Annotated in this window: 21 protein-coding genes; 14 read left to right on the forward strand and 7 right to left on the reverse strand. The window is 52.4% G+C overall.

The window, feature by feature from the left end:
• The first annotated feature begins 1 nt into the window (after position 1).
• The 6 genes from AC1W8Y_RS03870 (at position 2) to AC1W8Y_RS03895 (ending at position 5129) form a co-directional block, all read left to right on the forward strand.
• Entirely contained in the window at positions 2-928 is a 927-nt protein-coding gene (locus tag AC1W8Y_RS03870) for an electron transfer flavoprotein subunit alpha/FixB family protein (protein WP_482013155.1), read from the forward strand.
• A 24-nt stretch (positions 929-952) separates the two neighbouring features.
• On the forward strand, positions 953-2776 hold the full coding sequence (locus AC1W8Y_RS03875; protein WP_482013156.1) for an acyl-CoA dehydrogenase family protein: 1824 nt from the start codon (positions 953-955) through the stop codon (positions 2774-2776).
• A gap of 75 nt (positions 2777-2851) precedes the next feature.
• Positions 2852-3490 carry a peroxiredoxin gene (locus tag AC1W8Y_RS03880; protein ID WP_482013157.1) on the forward strand — a complete coding sequence of 213 codons (639 nt, stop codon included), beginning with the start codon at positions 2852-2854 and terminating at the stop codon, positions 3488-3490.
• Positions 3491-3587: 97 nt separating this feature from the next.
• Positions 3588-3800: a hypothetical protein gene (locus AC1W8Y_RS03885; protein WP_482013158.1), complete on the forward strand. Its 213-nt coding sequence runs from the start codon at positions 3588-3590 to the stop codon at positions 3798-3800.
• 218 nt (positions 3801-4018) lie between these two features.
• The gene (gene rplS, locus AC1W8Y_RS03890) at positions 4019-4405 is read left to right on the forward strand and encodes a 50S ribosomal protein L19 (protein ID WP_482013159.1); all 387 of its coding nucleotides are present in this window, start codon (positions 4019-4021) and stop codon (positions 4403-4405) included.
• On the forward strand, positions 4386-5129 hold the full coding sequence (locus AC1W8Y_RS03895) for a CoA pyrophosphatase (RefSeq protein WP_482013160.1): 744 nt from the start codon (positions 4386-4388) through the stop codon (positions 5127-5129). The genes rplS and AC1W8Y_RS03895 overlap by 20 nt, the downstream gene beginning before the upstream one ends.
• Before the next feature lie 48 nt (positions 5130-5177).
• Here the strand turns inward: AC1W8Y_RS03895 and rsgA are convergent, their stop codons facing one another.
• Both rsgA and AC1W8Y_RS03905 read right to left on the reverse strand, forming a co-directional pair.
• Positions 5178-6083: a ribosome small subunit-dependent GTPase A gene (gene rsgA, locus AC1W8Y_RS03900; RefSeq protein ID WP_482013328.1), complete on the reverse strand. Its 906-nt coding sequence runs from the start codon at positions 6081-6083 to the stop codon at positions 5178-5180.
• Positions 6080-7324: a M48 family metallopeptidase gene (locus AC1W8Y_RS03905; RefSeq protein ID WP_482013161.1), complete on the reverse strand. Its 1245-nt coding sequence runs from the start codon at positions 7322-7324 to the stop codon at positions 6080-6082. The genes rsgA and AC1W8Y_RS03905 overlap by 4 nt, the downstream gene beginning before the upstream one ends.
• Before the next feature lie 63 nt (positions 7325-7387).
• Here AC1W8Y_RS03905 and orn point away from each other — a divergent pair, with 63 nt between their 5' ends.
• Complete coding sequence (orn, locus tag AC1W8Y_RS03910; RefSeq protein WP_482013162.1) at positions 7388-7987, forward strand: oligoribonuclease; 600 nt, start codon at positions 7388-7390, stop codon at positions 7985-7987.
• A gap of 55 nt (positions 7988-8042) precedes the next feature.
• Here orn and AC1W8Y_RS03915 read toward each other — a convergent pair whose 3' ends face one another.
• The 5 genes from AC1W8Y_RS03915 to paaX all read right to left on the reverse strand — a co-directional run bounded on the left by AC1W8Y_RS03915 (position 8043) and on the right by paaX (position 12581).
• Positions 8043-8744, reverse strand: coding sequence for an ABC transporter ATP-binding protein (locus tag AC1W8Y_RS03915; protein WP_482013329.1), 702 nt, complete (start codon positions 8742-8744; stop codon positions 8043-8045).
• A gap of 57 nt (positions 8745-8801) precedes the next feature.
• Complete coding sequence (locus AC1W8Y_RS03920) at positions 8802-9563, reverse strand: ABC transporter ATP-binding protein (protein ID WP_482013163.1); 762 nt, start codon at positions 9561-9563, stop codon at positions 8802-8804.
• Positions 9564-9565: 2 nt separating this feature from the next.
• A complete protein-coding gene (locus AC1W8Y_RS03925) occupies positions 9566-10498 on the reverse strand; it encodes a branched-chain amino acid ABC transporter permease (protein WP_482013164.1) in 933 nt (310 codons plus the stop codon).
• Between the two features lie 2 nt (positions 10499-10500).
• Positions 10501-11373: a branched-chain amino acid ABC transporter permease gene (locus AC1W8Y_RS03930; protein WP_482013330.1), complete on the reverse strand. Its 873-nt coding sequence runs from the start codon at positions 11371-11373 to the stop codon at positions 10501-10503.
• Between the two features lie 242 nt (positions 11374-11615).
• Positions 11616-12581, reverse strand: coding sequence for a phenylacetic acid degradation operon negative regulatory protein PaaX (paaX, locus tag AC1W8Y_RS03935; RefSeq protein ID WP_482013165.1), 966 nt, complete (start codon positions 12579-12581; stop codon positions 11616-11618).
• A 169-nt stretch (positions 12582-12750) separates the two neighbouring features.
• Between paaX and paaN the strand changes: the two genes are divergently transcribed.
• From paaN to AC1W8Y_RS03970, 7 genes are read left to right on the forward strand one after another with little or no spacing between them, the layout of a single operon-like run.
• Positions 12751-14418 (forward strand): phenylacetic acid degradation protein PaaN, encoded by a 1668-nt coding sequence (gene paaN / locus AC1W8Y_RS03940; protein ID WP_482013166.1) that lies wholly within the window; start codon positions 12751-12753, stop codon positions 14416-14418.
• Positions 14419-14427: 9 nt separating this feature from the next.
• Positions 14428-15228, forward strand: coding sequence for a 2-(1,2-epoxy-1,2-dihydrophenyl)acetyl-CoA isomerase PaaG (paaG, locus tag AC1W8Y_RS03945; protein ID WP_482013167.1), 801 nt, complete (start codon positions 14428-14430; stop codon positions 15226-15228).
• 57 nt (positions 15229-15285) lie between these two features.
• Positions 15286-15699: a hydroxyphenylacetyl-CoA thioesterase PaaI gene (gene paaI / locus AC1W8Y_RS03950; RefSeq protein WP_482013331.1), complete on the forward strand. Its 414-nt coding sequence runs from the start codon at positions 15286-15288 to the stop codon at positions 15697-15699.
• 36 nt (positions 15700-15735) lie between these two features.
• A complete protein-coding gene (locus tag AC1W8Y_RS03955; RefSeq protein ID WP_482013168.1) occupies positions 15736-17037 on the forward strand; it encodes an MFS transporter in 1302 nt (433 codons plus the stop codon).
• A 22-nt stretch (positions 17038-17059) separates the two neighbouring features.
• Positions 17060-18385 (forward strand): phenylacetate--CoA ligase PaaK, encoded by a 1326-nt coding sequence (gene paaK, locus AC1W8Y_RS03960; protein WP_482013169.1) that lies wholly within the window; start codon positions 17060-17062, stop codon positions 18383-18385.
• Between the two features lie 35 nt (positions 18386-18420).
• Complete coding sequence (gene pcaF / locus AC1W8Y_RS03965) at positions 18421-19626, forward strand: 3-oxoadipyl-CoA thiolase (RefSeq protein WP_482013170.1); 1206 nt, start codon at positions 18421-18423, stop codon at positions 19624-19626.
• A 27-nt stretch (positions 19627-19653) separates the two neighbouring features.
• A complete protein-coding gene (locus AC1W8Y_RS03970; RefSeq protein WP_482013171.1) occupies positions 19654-20799 on the forward strand; it encodes an ABC transporter substrate-binding protein in 1146 nt (381 codons plus the stop codon).
• Positions 20800-20805 lie beyond the last annotated feature (6 nt).

The raw sequence follows: 20805 nt of genomic DNA on the forward strand, positions 1-20805 counted from the left end.
CATGTCTATTTTGGTGATTGCTGAGCATGATAATGTTCAATTGAAAGGCGCGACACTCAACGTGGTTGCTGCTGCTGCAAAAATTGGCGGTGATATCCATGTGCTCGTCGCAGGGTCTGACGCTGCGGGCGTTGCAGCTGAGGCCGCTAAGATTGCGGGTGTGTCGAAAGTACTGGTGGCCGATTCGCCCGTGTTGGCCGATGGGCTCGCCGAAAACGTGGCCGAGCAAGTGTTAGCTTTGGCCAACAACTACAGCCACATCTTGTTTGCGGCGACCGCTTCAGGCAAAAACGTATCGCCACGCGTGGCTGCACGCCTGGATGTTGCCCAAATCTCTGAAATTCAGGCGGTTGATTCAGCCGACACATTTCAGCGGCCAATCTATGCGGGCAACGCGATTGCGACGGTGCAATCCACTGATTCCGTCAAAGTTATCACCGTTCGCACCACTGGGTTTGATGCTGCGGCCTTGGGTGGCAATGCGGCCATTGAGTCGATTCCTGCTGTGGCGTCGGCTGGCCTATCCACTTTCGTTGGCCGAGAGGTCGCTAAGAGTGATCGCCCTGAATTGGCAGGTGCACGGGTGGTGGTGTCCGGTGGTCGCGGGATGGGCAGTTCAGAGAATTTCAAAATTCTTGATCCGCTCGCTGATAAATTTGGTGCCGCGCTGGGTGCCTCTCGCGCAGCAGTCGATGCAGGTTATGCACCGAACGACTGGCAGGTCGGTCAGACGGGCAAAATTGTTGCCCCTCAGTTGTATGTTGCGGTCGGCATCTCGGGCGCGATTCAGCATTTGGCGGGGATGAAAGACTCGAAGGTCATCGTCGCTGTCAATAAAGATGCTGAGGCACCTATTTTCGGGGTGTCCGACTACGGTCTCGTTGCAGATTTGTTCACGGCTGTGCCGGAGATCGTTGCTGCCCTGTAATTCATTCTTTATCCAAGAGGCATTATGACCTTCCGCGCCCCGCTGCAAGATTTCAAGTTTGTTTTTGACCATTTGGCGGGGCTCGACAAGTTGTTACAAATGCCAGCATTCGCGGGCGTCGAACCTGATTTGATCGATGCTGTCCTCGCTGAGAATGCACGATTTACAGAAGAGGTGGTCGCACCCACCAATTGGGACGGTGACCAAAGGCCACCGTCGCTTAAAGATGGTGTGGTGACCGTTACCCCTTCTTTCCACAAAGTCTTCAAATCTTTCGCCGACGGGGGTTGGCAGGGGTTGCGGCATCCCGAGGGTTGGGGTGGGCAAGGCTTGCCGAATTTGCTCGCAACGGCAACGAATGAGAACCTCTTTGCCGCTAATATGGCTTTCTCCTTGTGTCCCTTGTTGACCGATGGCGTCATTGAGGCGCTTCTGCTAGCAGGCGACGATCAGCAGAAAAAACGGTACGTACCCGCATTGATTGAGGGCCGTTGGACGGGCACCATGAATCTCACTGAACCGCAAGCTGGTTCAGATTTATCATTGGTTTCTGCGAAAGCTGTCCCGCAGGATGACGGTACTTATCGCGTCTTTGGCCAGAAGATTTACATCACCTTTGGTGAGCATGACCTCGCTGAAAACATCGTTCATCTGGTCCTGGCTCGCACGGTTGATGCGCCAAGCGGTGTGAAGGGTTTGTCATTGTTTATCGTACCTAAATATCTGGTCAACGATGACGGTTCGACAGGCCTGCGCAACGACGTCTGGTGTGCCTCAATCGAACACAAGCTTGGTATTCATGGCAGCCCAACAGCAGTGCTGCTGTACGGTGATGAGAAAGGTGAAGTAGGTAAGGGTGCCGTGGCCACGTTGGTGGGTGAAGAAAATCGTGGTCTTGAGTACATGTTTATCATGATGAATGCTGCGCGGTTTGCCGTTGGTGTCCAAGGGATTGGCATCAGTGAGCGGGCAACGCAACAAGCGCTTGCCTACGCACGTGACCGTGTTCAGAGCCGAGCAATCGAAGGGTCTGCAGCAGCTGTACCCATTATTCAGCATCCGGATGTGCAACGCATGCTCAGCACGATGCGCGGCTTGACCGAAGCGGCGCGTGCCATTGCTTGCTGTGCGGCTGCGGCGCATGATCTGGGCAGCCTCCATCAGGATGAGACGGTTCGCCAGTTCAATGAATCGGTTTACGATTATCTGGTACCTATCGTCAAAGGTTTCTCGACGGAGTGTTCTCTTGAAGTGACTTCGCTTGGCGTTCAAATCCATGGTGGGATGGGCTTCATCGAGGAAACTGGCGCGGCGCAATACTACCGAGATGCGCGAATTCTGACCATTTACGAAGGGACGACTGCGATCCAGGCGAATGATCTGGTCGGTCGTAAGACGCTTCGCAACGGCGGGGTAATTGCATTGGGCTTAGTCCAGTCGATGCGAGCCACACTCGCTGAATTGTCGGATGCACTCGCATCAGCAAAAGCGGCTCAGCAACCGGGGCTGGCGATGCTGGTGCATCAATTTGCCTTGGCGATTGATGCCTATGAAGGTTCAATACAGTACGTGCTGAGCCACGCCAAAGACGATACCCGAGCGGTCTACACGGGCAGTGTCCCGTATCTCATGCTGGCCGGTTATGCATTGGGTGGCTGGCAAATGGTGAGATCTGCTCTGGTGTGCGCACGTGAATTGTCAGTCAGTGACGATCAGTTTCTCGTCAATAAATTCGCGACAGCGGTCTTTTACGGCGCTTACCTTTTGCCAAGGACGGGCACGCTCTACACCAGCATGCGCAACGGCGAGGTGGTGAGCCAAGCACTCGCACAAAGTCGTGTTGATTGAGTTGAGCATTTAATGTTTGGTAGGCTTGCTGTTACGATGCACATTAACGAGTGAAACTGTTTAAGGGGAGATGACATGACGTTACGTTTAGGCGATATTGCACCTGATTTCGAGCAGGATTCGTCACAGGGCAAGATTAGTTTCCACCAATGGTTGGGCAATAGCTGGGGGGTATTGTTTTCCCATCCTGCCGACTTTACGCCTGTTTGTACGACCGAGCTTGGTTACACAGCAAAGTTATCCAATGAGTTTGCTCAGCGTGATGTCAAAGTGCTGGCGCTTTCGGTGGACAGTGCCGCATCGCACAACCAATGGATCCCGGATATCAACGATACCCAAGACGTGACCGTTGGTTTTCCAATCCTGGCAGATGAGGATCGTAAAGTCTCAACGCTCTACGACATGATTCATCCCAATGCCAATGCGACGTTAACGGTTCGTTCAGTGTTCATCATCGATCCCGCTAAAAAGATCCGTCTGACGCTAACTTATCCAGCAAGTTGCGGGCGCAACTTTGATGAGTTGTTGCGCGTCATTGACTCGCTGCAGTTGACCGACAGTCATTCCGTCGCGACACCAGTCAATTGGGAAGACGGTGACGATGTCATCATCGTACCGTCCTTAAAGGATGAGGCTGAGATTGCCAAGAAATTCCCGAAGGGCTACAAGGCGCTACGACCCTACTTGCGGATGACCCCACAGCCCAATAAGTAAGGCCTTCTTAGCTGAGTTGTTGTATCGGCGCATACTGTTGTTGCAAACAGTGCTGTATTCATGTACAGTACTGTTATGGTAAACAAAGGGGATTAACATGCGCCACACTCAGACACTTTCTGCATCACACTCATCTAGCCAGTACCGCACATTACCGGGTCAATCGGTTTCTGCGTACTCGGTTAAAGCACGATATCAAGATTTACTTCAACCTAGCCCGGGCAGAATGTTTGCCGATATTTGTATGGTGGTGGTCTTTGCCGCGATGGTGCCCACTTGCCTTTGGCTAGGTAACGCGGCTGGGTTTTAATCCTTGGCCACTGGTTTCTACTTGTCTTTTCCCTCAAAAGCGTTGTAGAATCAAAGGCTTTGTTGCACATCCTCTGCCCGGCGGCGTGGTTCGAATTGGTCGAATCAGGCAAAAAGAAATGAGAGATAAGGTCTGAGTGTATGCTCAAGAGACTTTTCTCACCAATGCGGTGACGCTTTACGTGTCCCGGCCGAGAGCAAGATGTAATTGGAGTTGTTATGAACCTGATTGCCCAAATCGAGCAAGAAGAAATTGCCCGCCTCACCGGCGGAAAACCAATGCCAGTGTTCGCACCAGGCGATACGCTGATTGTTAGTGTCAATGTGGTTGAAGGTACACGTAAGCGTACTCAGGCATTTGAGGGCGTTGTTATTGCTCGCCGTAACCGCGGTTTAAATTCGTCGTTCATCGTTCGCAAGATTTCGTCTGGCGAAGCGGTTGAGCGTACTTTCCAGTTGTATTCACCCCAGATTGCATCGATCGAAGTCAAGCGTCGTGGTGATGTACGTCGCGCAAAACTTTACTACTTGCGTAGCCGTTCAGGTAAGTCTGCTCGTATTAAAGAAAAGCTGACTCGCAAGAGCGATGTCGTCAAGGCATCCTGATCAGACCTTAGGTACTGGCCCACGCAACGTGCGTGGGCCCATGCTTGCAACCTTTGATGCAAAAGCCCAAGCCTGGGTGAGTCCTGCCATACCATTCCCCTCAGTGCCCGCTCGCGGATTAACGCCAGAAAGTTTGCGTCGTGTGCTTGGTGCACGTATTGAGCGGTCCCTGCATATCCCTGACGAGTCTCAACGACGACTTCCAGGTCGTGAAGGGCCCCCGCTTGATGCGGCAGTCCTGGTCCCTTTAGTCATGCACGACAGCGGTGCAACTGTGTTGTTGACGAAACGCACGGCACATCTCAAGGATCACGCTGGTCAAATCAGTTTTCCGGGGGGGCGAGTCGAGCACCATGACGTCGACGCGATTGACACCGCATTACGTGAGACTGAAGAAGAAACGGGCCTGAACCGCGGGTATGTTGAGGTATTGGGCACGTTGCCCCGCTATTTGACGTCATCGGCTTTTTCGGTCACGCCGGTGACTGCGTTGGTTACACCGGGGTTTAGTCTATCGCCACAGGTCGATGAAGTAGCCGAAGTATTTGAAGTGCCTTTATCCCATCTAACGAATCCAGCAAACTATCGTTATCACACGGCTCAGCTCCCCGACGGTGGTACACGCCATTTTTACTCTGTGCCCTGGCAAGATTATTTTATTTGGGGCGCGACCGCTGCGATGTTGCTCGGGCTCACGCAAATCCTTTCAGAAGCTCACGCCTGAGCGAGTCAAGCCGCGCGTTGAGGCAAAGGCGTGTGGGGTGACTGACGCTTAATAGCGATGATCATTGGCTGACTTAGCGTCGGTTAACCTGACGTAAAGCGCATGACGTGCCGGGTGAATCTCACCACTCGCCAGTGCAGCCAGAACCCCGCAACCAGGTTCATGCTGATGCGTGCAGTTATAAAAACGACAGGCACTAACGTGTTTTGCGAACTCAGGAAAACCTCGCTCAATATCCTCGCGGTCGAGGTGCAAGAGCCCAAACGCTTGAAATCCAGGTGAGTCGATTAAATCCCCTCCATCCTCAGGTAGATGGTACAGACGGGTACTCGTTGTCGTGTGTTTGCCCGCATCGAGCGCAATAGAGTGAGTTTGTGTGGCAGCCAGTGCATCAGGCACCAGTGTATTGAGCAAGGTCGATTTGCCCATGGCACTTTGACCGATCAGGATGGAGGTTTTATCTTTCAGCAGAGGCAATATCTTTTCATTGACGCTTTGGCGCTGATGAGCACACACCTCAATGATCTGAACCCCCAATTGAGTAAACGGCTGCAACTTCTCGAGCGCCGCCTGCAAACCGTCGGTTAAATCCACTTTATTCAACAAAATAATCGGAGTAATGTCAGCAGACCAAGCACCTGCCAGGGCTCGACCTAACAGATCGTCAGAAAACGTTGGTTTGACTGCCACCACAATCAGCAATTGGTCGACATTTGCAGCAAATTGTTTGCTGCGCGACTCATCAGATCGGTAAAGCAAGTTTTTTCGGTCTCGGATGGATTCAAGCGCTGCCTCGTCAGCCCCTTGCATGGTCAGATTGACATAATCACCCACGGCAGCACTGTTTCGCTTACCACGGGGAAAGCACTTAATCAGTTGGCCGTTCGGCAACTCCACCGAGTAATGCCGCCCGTGGGCAGCGATGACTCGACCGTGGTTTTGCTCTGTCATCAGGCGGTTAGGAGGTGACGAATACGAACTGAGGCGGGCGGATGACTATCGTAGAACGCCGAATGGATGGGATCGGGCGTGAGCGTTGACGCATTGTCATCATAGAGTTTGACTAGCGCTGATACCAAATCCTGAGCATCGCTTTGTTGGGTAGCGAAACGATCCGCTTCAAATTCGTCTTTGCGTGAAAACCAGCTAAACAGTGGGGTTAGCGCAAACGTAAAGACGGGCATGACTAAAAAGAATAGAATCAGCGCCATGGCGTCGTTGCGGCCGCTCAACCGAGGTAAAACGCCAAGATCGGTGTAAAACCAAGGCTGCTGCGCTAACCAACCCAGCAGCGCGAAGAATGCCAAGGCGCCAGCAAAACCTTTAATCAAGCGCTTGGTGACGTGCCGATATTTGAAATGACCGAGTTCATGTGCCAGGACAGCAATGATTTCTGAGGCGCTGAGCTTGGCCAGTAAGGTATCGAAAAAGACAATCCGACGAGATCGGCCGAAACCGGTAAAGTAGGCATTGCCATGCGCAGAGCGTTTTGATCCGTCCATGACGAATAAGCCACTCAAACCAAACCCAGCGCGTTCGGCTAAGGCTCGAATACGCGTTTCGAGAGATTCGTCAGCAAGCGGACTGAATTTGTTGAAAAGTGGTGCAATCCAGGTTGGGAAGATCAGTAGCGCCAACAGATTGAAGGCGGCCCAAAGGGCCCAGGCCCAAACCCACCAGAAACTGCCCGCTTGTGCCATCAACCACAGCACGGCGGCGATCAGCGGCAGGCCCAACACGGCACCAACGAGCGTGCCTTTGATCATGTCCATCACGAATAGACGTAAAGTCATCCGGTTAAAGCCGAATTTCTCTTCAAGGTGAAACTGCCTGTATAAACTGAACGGTAAGCCGACCATCGAGACGACGACCGATAAAGTCACCATCAACAGTATCTGTCGAGGTAAATCCTGAGTCGTGACGCTCGACACCCACGTGTCGATCAGTTGCAGACCACCTAACAACGTTAGGCAAACCAGCACGGCAGCATCGACCAACCGTTCGAACATCCCCACTCGTGCTCTCGCCACGGTGTAATCGGCAGCCCGTTGATGGCTAGTGAGAGATATTTTTTCGCTGAATTCTGCCGGCACCGTTGCACGGTGTCGCGTAACGTGACGAATCTGACGACTAGACAGCCAGAAGCGGACGCAGACGTCGATGATAAGGAAAGCAACGAAAAGGAGGGTGAGCATAAAGACCGGTTAAGCTGACAGCAACGTGTGAGAAAATCTCGCTTTGAATCGTGAGTCCATTATATGTCGAGCAAGTCAGCAAAGAATCAAGCCCCAACGCCTATCCCAAACGAATTTCGTCTCGTTTGGCTAGATATGGAGATGACGGGATTGAATCCTGAGATCGAACGCATCATTGAGGTGGCAGTCGTCGTTACCGAGCCTGATCTGACCATCGTGGCAGAAGGGCCAGTGCTTGTCATTCATCAGCATGATGATATTTTAAATGCGATGGATAAATGGAACAAAGGCACCCACGGCAAGAGCGGCCTCATCGACAAAGTTAAGGCGTCAACGATGACCGAGAGTCAGGCCGAAGACGAACTGATCTCGTTTCTGAAGCAACACGTTCCTGCGGGTAAATCACCTTTGTGCGGTAATACGGTGAGCCAGGACAGGCGCTTCATGTACAAGTACATGCCTAAGCTTGAGCAGTTTTTTCATTACCGGACGATCGATGTCAGCACCATGAAAGAACTGGCGCGACGCTGGCGACCAGAGCTGCTCAAAGGTTTCGAGAAACACAGCAAACACGAAGCGCTGGCTGATATCCATGAGTCGATCGATGAACTCAAGTATTACCGTGAACACTTCATCAATCTTCCAGATACGTTAGTGAGCTAATTCCTAATACCGAATCTCTAATACCGAACGCCAACAGATCAGCCCTGTTTCCGGATCAAATCCCCAAATAGGCGGATCTCACCTGCGCATTGTGTATCAAATCCTGACCCGATCCTGTGATGGTGACGCGACCCGTCTCAAGGACATAGCCTCGATCCGCAATGGCAAGGGCAGCAACTGCGTTTTGCTCGACCAGCAGAATGGTCATGCCTTGCGCTTTGAGGGATTGGATGACAGCAAAGACTTCTTGGACAAGCAGAGGGGCTAGGCCCATTGATGGCTCATCCAAAAGTAATAATTTAGGCCTGCCCATCAGTGCGCGACCAATCGCCAGCATCTGCTGCTGACCGCCAGACAACGTACCCGCAGCCAATTTGCGCTTCTCTTTGAGCACCGGAAACATCTGATAAATTTTCGCGAGATCTTCTGTCAGTTGATGGATGGGTTGCGTGTATGCCCCGAGTTTTAAATTGTCCTCAACTGAAAGCGGTCCGAATACTTGTCTGCCCTCAGGGCTCTGACAGATCCCCAAGCGCATTCGTTTGTCTGACCTGACGTGAACGATGTTTTGTCCCTCAAAGAGGATGCTTCCTGCAGAAATCGGTTGTACGCCAGACAACGCTCGAAGCAAAGTGGTTTTGCCCGCCCCATTCGCGCCGATCAACGCAACAGTTTCACCTTGATTGACTTCGAGCTCGATGCCTTTTAGCGCTTTGATACGGCCATAGCTACTTTCCAACCCTGTGACACGGAGCACAGGGGCGTTGGCGGGAAGTCCGTTGATCAAGGTTTGCATGATGAGTTTCGCGTTCGGCTAGGGTTGAGCACCAAGGTAAGCGGCGATGACATCCGGGTGATGACTGATGTCAGCTGCATTGCCTTCGGCCAAACGCTGTCCATCGTTCAAGACAAGGATACGATCGGATAGCGTCATCACCATTTTCATGTCATGCTCGACCAGCACGACGGTGATTCCCGCTTGTGCAATGGTGCGTATAAGAGCCATGATTTCAAGGGTCTCTTTCGGATTCAGGCCAGCAGCAGGCTCATCCAGGAAGAGAATGCGTGGCTTTAGGGCCAATGCCCGTGCGATTTCCAAGCGTTTGAGGGCGCCGTAGGGCATGCTACTGGCCGTCGAACCAACATAGTCACTCAGCCCGACAAAACGCATCAACTCAGTCGATTCGATTTTTAGATCGGCATCGCCTCTGACAATTGACGGCAGTCGCAGCGCCGCTTTCAGAGGGTTACGATCCAACCTGAGATGTGCGCCCACCATCACGTTTTCGAGCGCTGACATGTTCATGCAGATTTGCAAGTTTTGAAAGGTGCGTGCGACGCCACGTCGCGCAAATTCGTCTGGGGCTTTACCTGCGATGGGTTCGCCGTCGAGCAGAATGCTGCCGCTCGTGGGTTGATAGACACCCGTGATCAGGTTAAAGAGGGTGGTCTTACCCGCACCATTGGGGCCGATGACGGCATAAATGCTGCCTGCCTTCACGCTAAAGCTGACATGCTGCAAGGCTTTGACGCCACCAAATTGCACAGATAGATCGTGTACGGCGAGAAGATCCACGATTAATGACCTCTCGCAAATTTGGCGCTGAGTGTCGGGACCAGACCTCGAGGCATAAAAATCATGAAGCCCATCAAGACACAGCCAAAGACAATGGTCTCCCATCCTTCGAAGGTTGAAAGGGCTTGTGGCAATGCGGTGAGAAAAATCGCACCCACCAGCGAGCCATAGACCGAGGCCATGCCGCCCATGACCACCATCGTCACTAGCTCAATCGAGTGAAAGAAATCTGCGATGTTTGGGGTAACAAAGCCCACGTATTGAGCGGTCAGGCTACCCATGATGCTAGCAAAACCAGCCGAGATAGCAAAAATGGATACTTTGTAACGAACAACATTCACGCCTGCGACTTGAGCTGCCACCTCTGATCCATGCAAGGCGCGCAATGCTCTGCCAAAAGGGGAGTTAATCAGATTCAATGAGGCCCACAGGCTAAACGATAGAAGGAAAGCAAACAGCCAATACCATTGCTTTTCGCTCGAGAGTTCGAATCCCGCCACGGATAAGTTCGGCACTGGCATGCCATCAGGGCCACCGGTGTAGCCCGACTCATTACGCGTGATGATATTAATGATGATGCCTAAGCCCAAGGTGGCCATCGCCAGATAATGCCCCTTTAGCTTGAAAATCATTTTACCCATGAACGCGGCAAGCCCAGCCGTCACGATCGCCGCACATACGAGCGCGGCCAGCGGATGCCAGCCAAAATGCGTAGGGAGAATAGCGCTCGCATAGGCGCCCATTCCGATGAAACCTGCATGCCCGAGACTAATTTGCCCAGCAAAACCGATGAGCAGATTCAATCCCAGCGCCACGACGGCATTGATAAAAATCCTGATCGCCAGATCAAAATAAAAGTTATTGGGCAGGATCAGTGGCAGACTGACCAAAATCAGCATGACAATCATGAGACCGGTGTGTGATGGTTTTGTCATGGTTAGACTCGATCTGTCGATTTGCCGCCAAATAGCCCTCTGGGCAGGAAGAAAAGTACGAGCAAAATGAGCACAAACGGGATGGCATCTTTGTAGGCCGATGAGAGGTAGCCAGCGCCCAGCGCTTCCAATATGCCGACCAGCAAACCGCCCACCACGGCACCCACACCACTGCCAAGCCCGCCGACGACAGCAGCAACAAAACCTTTGAGGCCGAACATGATACCGACGTCATAAGAGGTCAGGGTAATCGGGGTGATGAGGATGCCGCCAATCGCGCCTAAGCCCGCTGACATGGCAAAACTCAGGAGAAGGACGCGATTGGTATTGATCCCGACCAACTGCGCGGCAACACGGTTAAAAGACGTGGCGAGCATGGCTTTGCCTTCACGAGTGCGGTTAAAAAAATACCAGAGCAGAGCAACCACCAGGGCTGTGATGCCAAACACCCAAAGGCTCTGCGGCATGAGCACCGCCCCGAATAGTTCAATGGGTTTGTCTCCCGAGAGTGGCTTCAGGGCGAACACCCCCTTGCCTAACCAGCGTTGGATGATGCCTCGAATAACGAGTGCCGCGCCGATCGTGATGATGATCAAGGTAATTGTGTCAGCGTTTTTGACAGGTTCGATGGCAATTTTTTCAAGCAACAATCCGATCACTGCGGGGATTAGCGTGGCCAGTAGCAAAGCGAGGGGCAAGGGGAGGCCAGCGTGGGTGAAATAAACTGCCAACATGCCACCGAGCATGATGAATTCGCCCTGGGCAAAATTGATGACGTTGCTGGCGTTATAAATGAGTGAAAAGCCAACCGCTGCCAACGCATAAGTCGCACCGACCGTGAGACCCGAGAAGAGAAACTGCAGAAACTGAGCGATCACCACAGACCACTCAGCGCAGATGCAGTCGAAAGTTTGTCGCTGGACAGAGTCAGCATATTCAGCCCTTTGTTGAGGCTTGATGGTTAAGTGGGAGGCGTTATCATTTAATCAGTCATTGCTTGTTCGCGGTGAAAAATTGACAAACGACCCGTGACTTTTTAATGATACATAAAAAATTATAAAAATAATATTATGTATCATTAAAAATCATCAAAACACGGGATAACCCTCGGGAAAGACTAGTTGCCGGTTAAGGGATCGTCGTTTTGAAACCGCTGGGCAAGCATCGGTTGGGGCTTGGGTGTGGTGCCATTAGCCAGCTTGAGATGCTGCTCAAGATGACGTTCGGATGCCGTGAGCAGACGCAGATAAATCTCTCTGCAGATATGTCTAGCCTGTTGCCCTGACCACTGCTGCGGTAGTAAAACATCGGGTAGTTCTGGATCCCTGAGCAATAAGCGACGATAGTCGTGTATCAGCAGCAGTCTCGCCAGAAATGCGTGCTCATCGCTCATGTCGTTATTGTTCGGGTGTCTTAGCGCATCCAGCATGGGGCGATATTGCTCGCAGAACGCTCGATACGCATCACTCAGTTGATCTAGATTCCAGGCGCTTTTAATTAAATCTTCGTCGCTTGCCGAATCTTCGGATCCGGCGTCAGCCGCAATCATGGGCATGAGGTGTTTCAATAGATCGCCCATTCCATCCGTCCGAATGGCATCGAAGGCGCTCGTTAAATCCGCGCTGGGGTGAATAAAACAGTCTGGGCCAGTCATCCCAAAGCCTTGCCAAAACAGCGCTCTCCTTAATTGATCTCGCGGTTTGCTGCCCAGATCGTTGACAACCAATATCAGCCGCCAGCGCCTATCCCAAACGGGCGTATTGCTCGAGTAAATATGACGGGATGTTTCTTCGACTCTTTTCTGCCCAGCAAGGGTCAACGAGTAATCGGCTTTGCGTCCAACTGTTTCAGCGCTTAACCATTCGTCTTTGACGAGCCGGAAAATCGTGGTGCGAACGAGACGGTCGCTGACCCCTAAAGGTTCAAGCAGGCGTATCAGGCTGCCTAGCCAGATACGGCCTCCGCGAGGCAGGACCGCATCCCCAAAACAGGAAATGATCAATGAGCCTGCATTGATTCGGCTTAACTGGTGCAGAGCGTCGAGCCGGTGTTTGATGTGCTCTGAGGCGGTCTGTCGAATCATCTGGTAAGGGTAAATCCTAATCAAAAGCGATACAAAATAATCTATTTATTTAAAATAATTGAATCGTATGATGATAGTATTCTAAAAATTACAAAATCCACATCAATGGCGGTTTGTGTGAACTCAGACAAACTGCACCTCACAAGTTTACTGAATCAGGGATTTCATCATGTCTTCAACGTTGTTTGAAAAACACCGCGCCAAGCTCGACCAAGCGCTTGAGGCCATTCATGCCCGTGGATACTGGTCTGCCTACGCCGAGATGCCAAGCCCTAAAGTGTATGGCGAGTTGGCGGCAGAGTCAGGCAAAGCCGCGTTCGAGGCGCAACTCGGACAACGTTTTGAACTGAATCAGCCTGGGCAGACAGATTGGTCTGGTGCAGAACAATCCCCCTACGGGGTCGAGTTGAAGGTGTCCTACCCGGTGTGCGACCACGAAGCCCTCGTTCAAGCAGGTTTGTTGGCGATGCCTGCGTGGCAGGCCTTGGGTCACGAAGCCAGAACTGGTCTATGTATCGAAATCGTCGACAGGCTGAACCAGCAGAGCTTCGAACTGGCCCATGCCGTCATGATGACCACGGGACAAGGTTGGATGATGTCATTTCAGGCGGGTGGCCCTCATGCGCAGGATCGTGCCCTGGAGGCGATCGCGTATGCCCACCGTGAGCAAAGTTTCGTGCCGGCGGTGTCGCATTGGGAGAAGCCTCAGGGCAAGAACCCGCCATTGGTCATGAAGAAGTATTTTGAAATCGTGGGTCGTGGGGTCGCCGTGGTGATTGGATGCGGCACCTTCCCGACCTGGAATACTTATCCAGGCTTGTTTGCAGCACTCGCCACCGGTAACGCGGTGGTTGTGAAGCCGCACAGCAATGCCATTTTGCCAGCGGCATTGACCGTTAAAACTATTCGCAACGTGCTGACCGAAAACGGCATAGATCCTAATTTGGTGACCTTGTGTGTAACAGACAATCGTACGACTACCCAGAACCTGTGTACTCATCCCTCCGTGAAATCGATTGACTTCACGGGGGGGAATGTCTTCGGTCAATGGCTCATCGAGCACTGTAAACAAGCGCAAGTCTATGCTGAGCTTGCTGGGGTGAACCACATCGTCGTTGATTCTACCGACGCCTACCAAACGATGTTGAAGAACGTTGCGCAAACCTTGGCGCTCTATTCAGGGCAGATGTGCACCACCTCGCAAGCCTTGTTTGTGCCGGCTGGTGGTATTCAGACAGATGAAGGACACAAAACATTTCAACAGGTCGGGGTTGATTTGGCTGCGTCTATCCAGGCGGTCTTAGCAAAACCAGAGGTTGCCTTCGCGATTCTGGGGGCGATTCAGTCAGATGACACGGTTAGTCGCATTGATGAGGCCAACAGTGGTGCGTTGGGTGAAGTTATTTTGGCCTCTCAGGCGCTTGAAAACCCAAGCTTTCCCAAGGCGAAGGTCTACACGCCTGTCTTATTGAGTTGCGATGCGAGTGATGAAGCCGCCTACATGCAAGAGCGCTTCGGCCCCATCGCGCTGATGGTAAAGGTCGCCGATACTGCGGCAGCTGTGGCGCTATCCGAGCGAGTGGTGTCAACCCACGGGGCACTGACAGTAGGGGTTTACTCGGTCAATGAAGCCGTGATTGACGCGATGACGCAGGCGACGTGGCGATCCAAGGTTGCGCTATCCATCAACTTGACGAGTGGTGTGTTGGTGAACCAATCAGCTGCTTATTCTGATTATCACGGGACGGGTGCAAACCCCGCTGCGAATGCGTCTTATACTGACTCGGCATTCGTCGCGAATCGGTTTCGGGTCGTGCAGCGGCGCCATCACCCCTAGGAGCCCTCTATGTCAGAGACCGATACCATTTTGTTTGACTCACGCGACGGCATTGCCCGCATCGTCTTGAATCGTCCAGACAAAATGAATAGTTTTAATGCAACGATGCATGCGCAGTTACGTGACGCACTTGATCGAGTGCAAAGCGACCACACGATTCGCGTGCTCATACTCACCGGCTCTGGTCGCGGTTTCTGTGCAGGTCAGGATCTTGCCGATCCCAGTATCAAGCTTGGTCCGGATCATCCGCCCGTTGATCTGGGCGATCTGGTAGAGCAAAACTACAAGCCCATGGTCATGCGGTTGCAGAATCTTCGGGTGCCGACGATTGCTGCGGTCAATGGCATTGCTGCGGGTGCCGGCGCGAGTCTTGCGTTGGCCTGCGATCTTGTTGTTGCGAAAAAATCGGCTTCTTTTGTGCAAGCCTTTTCGAAGATTGGCCTGGTTCCAGACACGGGTAGCACTACCTTTTTGCTGCAACGCGTAGGCATGGCCAGAGCAATGGGTTTGGCCATGCTCGCTGAAAAATTGCCTGCTGAGAAGGCCGCTGAGTGGGGTCTCATCTGGGCCGCCGTTGGTGATGACGACTTTGATACCCACGTCGCTACATTGGCAGCGCAACTGGCTGCGGCCCCCACCAAGGCTTTGGTGCGTACGCGGCAAGCGTTGCAAGCCGCATCGACACACACCCTCGAGCAGCAATTGTCGTTTGAAGGCGGATTGATGCGTGAGTTGGGGCGCAGTGTCGATTTTCTTGAAGGCGTCAAGGCTTTCGCCGAAAAACGTGCACCGATCTTTAAAGGGGAATAGCGCTTGACACCTGCCACTGACAATCCACAAGCGTTGGCCTCACAGGTTGGAGAAGCCATGTGGGCTCGCGATCTGGCGACGCAACATCTCAAGATGACGCTGGTGAGTATCGCCCCAGGAAAAGCCGTGGTGACGATGCCGGTGAGTCGTCTCATGTTGAATGGTCACCAAACCTGCCACGGTGGTTATATTTTTACCCTCGCCGACAGCGCCTTTGCCTATGCGTGTAATAGCCATAATCAAAATACAGTTGCGTCAGCGTGCAATATTGATTTTTTAGCCCCAGCCTTCGAAGGGCAAATCCTTGAGGCAGAGGCTGTCGAGCGTTCTCTGGCCGGCCGAACGGGTGTGTATGACGTCACCGTACGAATTCAAGGTGGTCACACGTGTGCCTTGTTTCGCGGTAAAAGTCATCGCATTTCGGGTGAAGTGCTTGATCAAACGCTGCTGAAGACTGTTGATAAAAACTAAAGATATATCGATAAAAAAAAGGGAGGGGTAGTCGTCATGCAACCAAGTACCCAGATGTTTGACCAACATCCCACGACGCGCGGCAGATCGACGGCTAGTTCGGCGAAACTCATCGCGGCGACGGTCTCTGGCAATGCCTTAGAGTTTTACGATTTCCTGGTTTATGCATTTTTTGCTGTTTACATCGGAGAGACATTCTTTCCCGCGAGCACCCCTTTGGCATCATTGCTGTTATCGCTTGCCGTATTTGGCGTAGGTTTTGTTGCGCGGCCGCTCGGTGGTTTGTTGATAGGCGCATACGCCGATCGGGCCGGACGTAAGCCAGCCATGCTGCTTACGATCATGTTAATTACCATCGGTACACTAGGGTTAGCTGTCACCCCGTCTTATCAATCGATTGGTATTGCGGCGCCAATTATTGTGATTATCTGCAGAGTGTTGCAAGGTTTCGCGCTGGGTGGCGAAGTGGGCCCGTCGACGGCGTTTCTCATTGAAATTGCCCCGGCCGGTAAGCGTGGCTTATACGGTGGTTGGCAACTGGCGAGTCAAGGATTGGCCGCCTTGATTGCAGGATTGTTGGGCATGCTTGTATCCAGTCTGTTAGCGCCTGAAGCGTTGCGGGTCTGGGGTTGGCGGCTTCCTTTCGCTTTTGGGTTATTGCTGATCCCTGTGGCAGTTTATATGCGTCGATCCATGCCTGAAACCATGCATGTATCAGTCGAACAAAAAGAGGCACCGACGCCTGTTAGTTTGCGTGGCTATTCGCGCATCATCGTTCTAGCGGTATTGATGCTCACCGGTGGTACGGTTGCCACCTATGTTGGCACTTACATGACGACGTATGCCATCACGACGCTGCACTTTTCACCCACCGTGTCCTTGTCGGCGACGGCCGTCTTCGGTGCCTCCATTTTCGTGTTTGCGCTTTTGGGGGGGTGGTTAAGCGATGTATTTGGACGCCGTCCTGTCGTGATTATTCCTCGCCTCTTGTCTGCGTTGTTCACCTACCCAGCATTTCTGTTTTTAAACGCGTATCCAAGCACTGCGTCCCTCTTGGGAGTGGCTGCTTTTCTTGCCGCCTTGACCGGTATCAGCGGGGCAGCATCCATCGCCGCCATTCCTGAACTTATTCCTCGACCAGTTCGGGCACTCGGGTTGTCGATTGCGTATGCCTTGGCGGTCTCGATTTTTGGTGGGACCACTCAATTTGTTGTTGCTTGGCTCATTGGTATAACCGGAGACCCGACTTCGCCCGCCTGGTACGTCGTATTTTTTAGCGTGGTGACCTCGATTGCGATGTATCTCATGCCGGAAGGCCGGCATCAAGAATCAGTGTAAAAAAACAAAGGAGACAACCAAGATGCCTGTTAAGTTTTCGACCTCTGGTGAGTTGGATGCCATTGAAAAGGCGAGTCGTGATGAAATTTCAGCGTTGCAACTGCAACGTCTGCAATGGACCCTTCGACATGTCTATGAGAACGTGCCGCATTACCGACAAGCATTTGATCAAAAGGGCGTGCATCCCAGTGACATGAAGTCTCTGGCGGACCTGGCGAAATTTCCGTTCACCACCAAAACCGAACTGAGAGACAACTATCCTTTTGGGTTGTTTGCCGTGCCGCGAGAGAAGGTGGTTCGTTTGCATGCTTCGTCAGGGACAACCGGCAAACCCATCGTGGTCGGTTACACCGCCGCCGATATTGATCAATGGGCAGATTTGGTGGCTCGATCGATTCGTGCCGCTGGAGGGCGCGCTGGCGACATGCTTCATGTGGCTTACGGTTACGGCTTATTTACAGGGGGGCTGGGGGCGCACTATGGTGCTGAACGACTCGGTTGCACCGTGGTGCCGATGTCTGGTGGGCAAACTGAAAAGCAGGTGCAGTTGATTCGGGATTTTAAACCCGACATTATCATGGTGACGCCCTCTTATTCGCTGGTCATCGCAGAGGAGTTTGAGCGTCAGGGCATTGCCCCCGAAGACATTTCACTCAAAGTCGGCATTTTTGGTGCCGAACCTTGGGGTGAGGGCATGCGTACCGAGATTGAACGCAAACTGGGCATCGATGCGGTTGATATCTATGGTCTGACCGAGGTAATGGGGCCAGGGGTGGCCAGTGAATGCATTGAAACCAAAGACGGTCCGGTCATCTGGGAGGATCATTTCTACCCAGAAATTATCAATCCGGATACTGGCGAAGTACTGGAAGATGGTCAAGAGGGAGAGCTCGTCTTCACGTCTTTAACCAAAGAGGCAATGCCGGTCATTCGCTATCGGACGCGAGACTTAACCCGCCTGTTAGCACCGTCGTCGCGCAGCTTTAGAAGGATCGCCAAGATCACCGGCCGTAGCGACGATATGCTAATTGTCAGAGGGGTGAATGTTTTTCCGAGTGTGATCGAAGAGCAGATCCTGAGAAATCAGCATTTATCTGGTAACTACCAGATCAAACTGACGCGCGACGGGTTGTTGGACAAGGTGGAAGTGCTGTGTGAGTTGCAAAGAAACTTTTCTGACACCCTGTCAGCCGCTGAAATCCTGACGATTAAAAAAGACGTCGAGCATCACATTAAGACGATCGCAGGTATCTCAACACAGGTGTCGGTACTAAATCATGAGACGATTACACGGACGCTGACGGGCAAAGCCCGCCGTGTGATCGACGAAAGACCTAAACAAGTTTAATCGTACTTAAATCAACAATAAGACAAGGACAAAAAATGACGGAAGCCTATATTTGTGATGCAGTTCGAACGCCCATTGGCCGCTACGCCGGCGCATTGTCTAGTGTGCGAACCGACGATTTGGGGGCTATCCCTTTAAAGGCGTTGATGCAGCGCAACCCCAGTGTTGATTGGACGCAATTGGATGATGTGCTCTACGGTTGTGCAAACCAGGCGGGTGAGGACAACAGAAACGTGGCGCGCATGTCCAGCTTATTAGCGGGATTGCCGATTGAAGTCGCTGGCGGTACGCTCAATCGATTGTGCGGCTCTGGTATGGATGCTGTTGGATCGGCCGCCCGTGCGATTAAAGCAGGTGATACCGATTTGATGATTGCGGGTGGGGTTGAGAGCATGTCGCGTGCGCCTTTTGTGATGGGTAAAGCTGAGACTGCTTTTTCTCGCAGTGCGAACATCTTCGACACCACCATTGGCTGGCGATTCGTTAATCCCCTGATGAAAAAGATGTACGAAACGCATTCGATGCCCGAGACCGCAGATAACGTCGCGGCAGATTTCAACATCGAGCGCGAGGCGCAAGACGCCTTTGCGTTACGTTCTCAACAACGTTGGGCTGCGGCCAGCGCGGCTGGCAGATTCAAGGATGAAATTGTGCCAGTCGTCATCCCTCGCAAGAAAGGGGAGCCGATCGTGGTCGATACCGACGAGCATCCCCGGCCTGAGACCACCATCGAGATGCTCGCGAAACTGAAAGGCGTCAATGGACCAGAGCTCACGGTCACGGCTGGTAATGCTTCCGGGGTGAACGATGGTGCGTGCGCGCTGTTGTTAGCATCTGATGGTGCTGTTGCGAAGTATGCCCTGCAACCAAAAGCTCGCGTGGTGGCGATGGTGACAGCGGGGGTGGCGCCTCGCATCATGGGGTTTGGTCCTGCACCTGCCGTGCGTAAGATTTTGGCCAAAACGGGGTTGACCTTGGCACAGATGGATGTCATAGAACTCAATGAGGCGTTTGCCGCGCAAGGGTTGGCGGTGCTGCGCGATTTGGGGATTGCAGATGATGACGAGCGCGTTAATCCCAATGGTGGTGCAGTCGCACTGGGTCATCCGTTGGGTATGAGTGGCGCACGATTGGTCGCCACGGCAAGCTATGAGTTAGCTCGTCGAGGCGGACGCTACGCCTTGTGCACGATGTGTATCGGTGTTGGTCAGGGCATCGCTCTGATCATTGAACGTGTTTGATCGCACAAAATAACCAGGAGAGACAACATGAAAAAAATGGCAATTCGTCTGATGGCACTTACGTCGATATTGGCACTATCGTTCGCGGCGCACGCGGCCGACCCGATTAAAATTGGGTCAGTACTTTCGGTGAGTGGTCCAGCTGCGTCGCTGGGTGATCCTGAATTGAAAACGCTCGAGTTGTACGTCGAGAGCATGAATAAAAGCGGTGGCATATTAGGTCGTCCCGTGCAATTAGTGCATTACGACGACGGCAGCGACGCCACCAAGGCGAACGGGTTTGCAAAACGCTTGATTGATGATGACAAGGTTGATTTGATTATCGGTGGCACAACCACCGGTGCAACGATGGCGATGGTGCCTTTGGTTGAAAAATCAAATACGCCTTTTATTTCTCTGGCAGGCGCGGTTGTCGTGATTGAACCTGTCAAAAAATGGGTGTTCAAGACCCCTCACACCGATCGTATGGCAGCCGAGAAGGTGTTTGAAGATATGAAAAAGCGAGGCATCAGCAAAGTCGCATTGCTGTCTGAGACCAGCGGGTTTGGACAATCCGGCAAAAAGGAAGTCGAGGCGGTCGTCGCGAAATACGGTATTACCCTGGTAGCGAATGAAACCTACGGCCCCAAAGATACAGATATCACGCCCCAGTTGACCAAAATTAAAAATACAGAGGGCGTGCAAGCCCTATTTGTGTTTGGCTTGGGACAAGGCCCAGCCATCGTGACCAAGAATTACAAACAGCTTGGGATGAGCCTGCCGCTCTATCAGTCACACGGTGTTGCTTCGGATGAATTTTTGAAAATTGCGGGTGACGCTGCTGAAGGTGTGCGCTTGCCGTCGCCCGCTCAATTGATCGCCAACAAGCTGGCAGACACGGATCCTCAAAAAGCCGTGGTTGTTGCCTATGAGAAAGCTTACAAAGAACGCTACAAACAAGAGGTATCAACCTTTGGTGGATACGCCTACGATGGTTTGATGATTGCCGCAGCGGCGATTAAGCAAGCCGGTGTGACTGATCACGCCAAGGTACGAGATGCGATCGAAGCCACAAAGGCATATGTTGGATCGAGTGGCAATGTCACCATGTCACCTACCGATCATATGGGTCTGGATTTGACATCCTTTCGTATGCTTGAAATCAAGCAAGGCGATTGGACATTGGTTCAATAGTTAGTA

This window comes from Jezberella sp. (assembly GCF_964834465.1).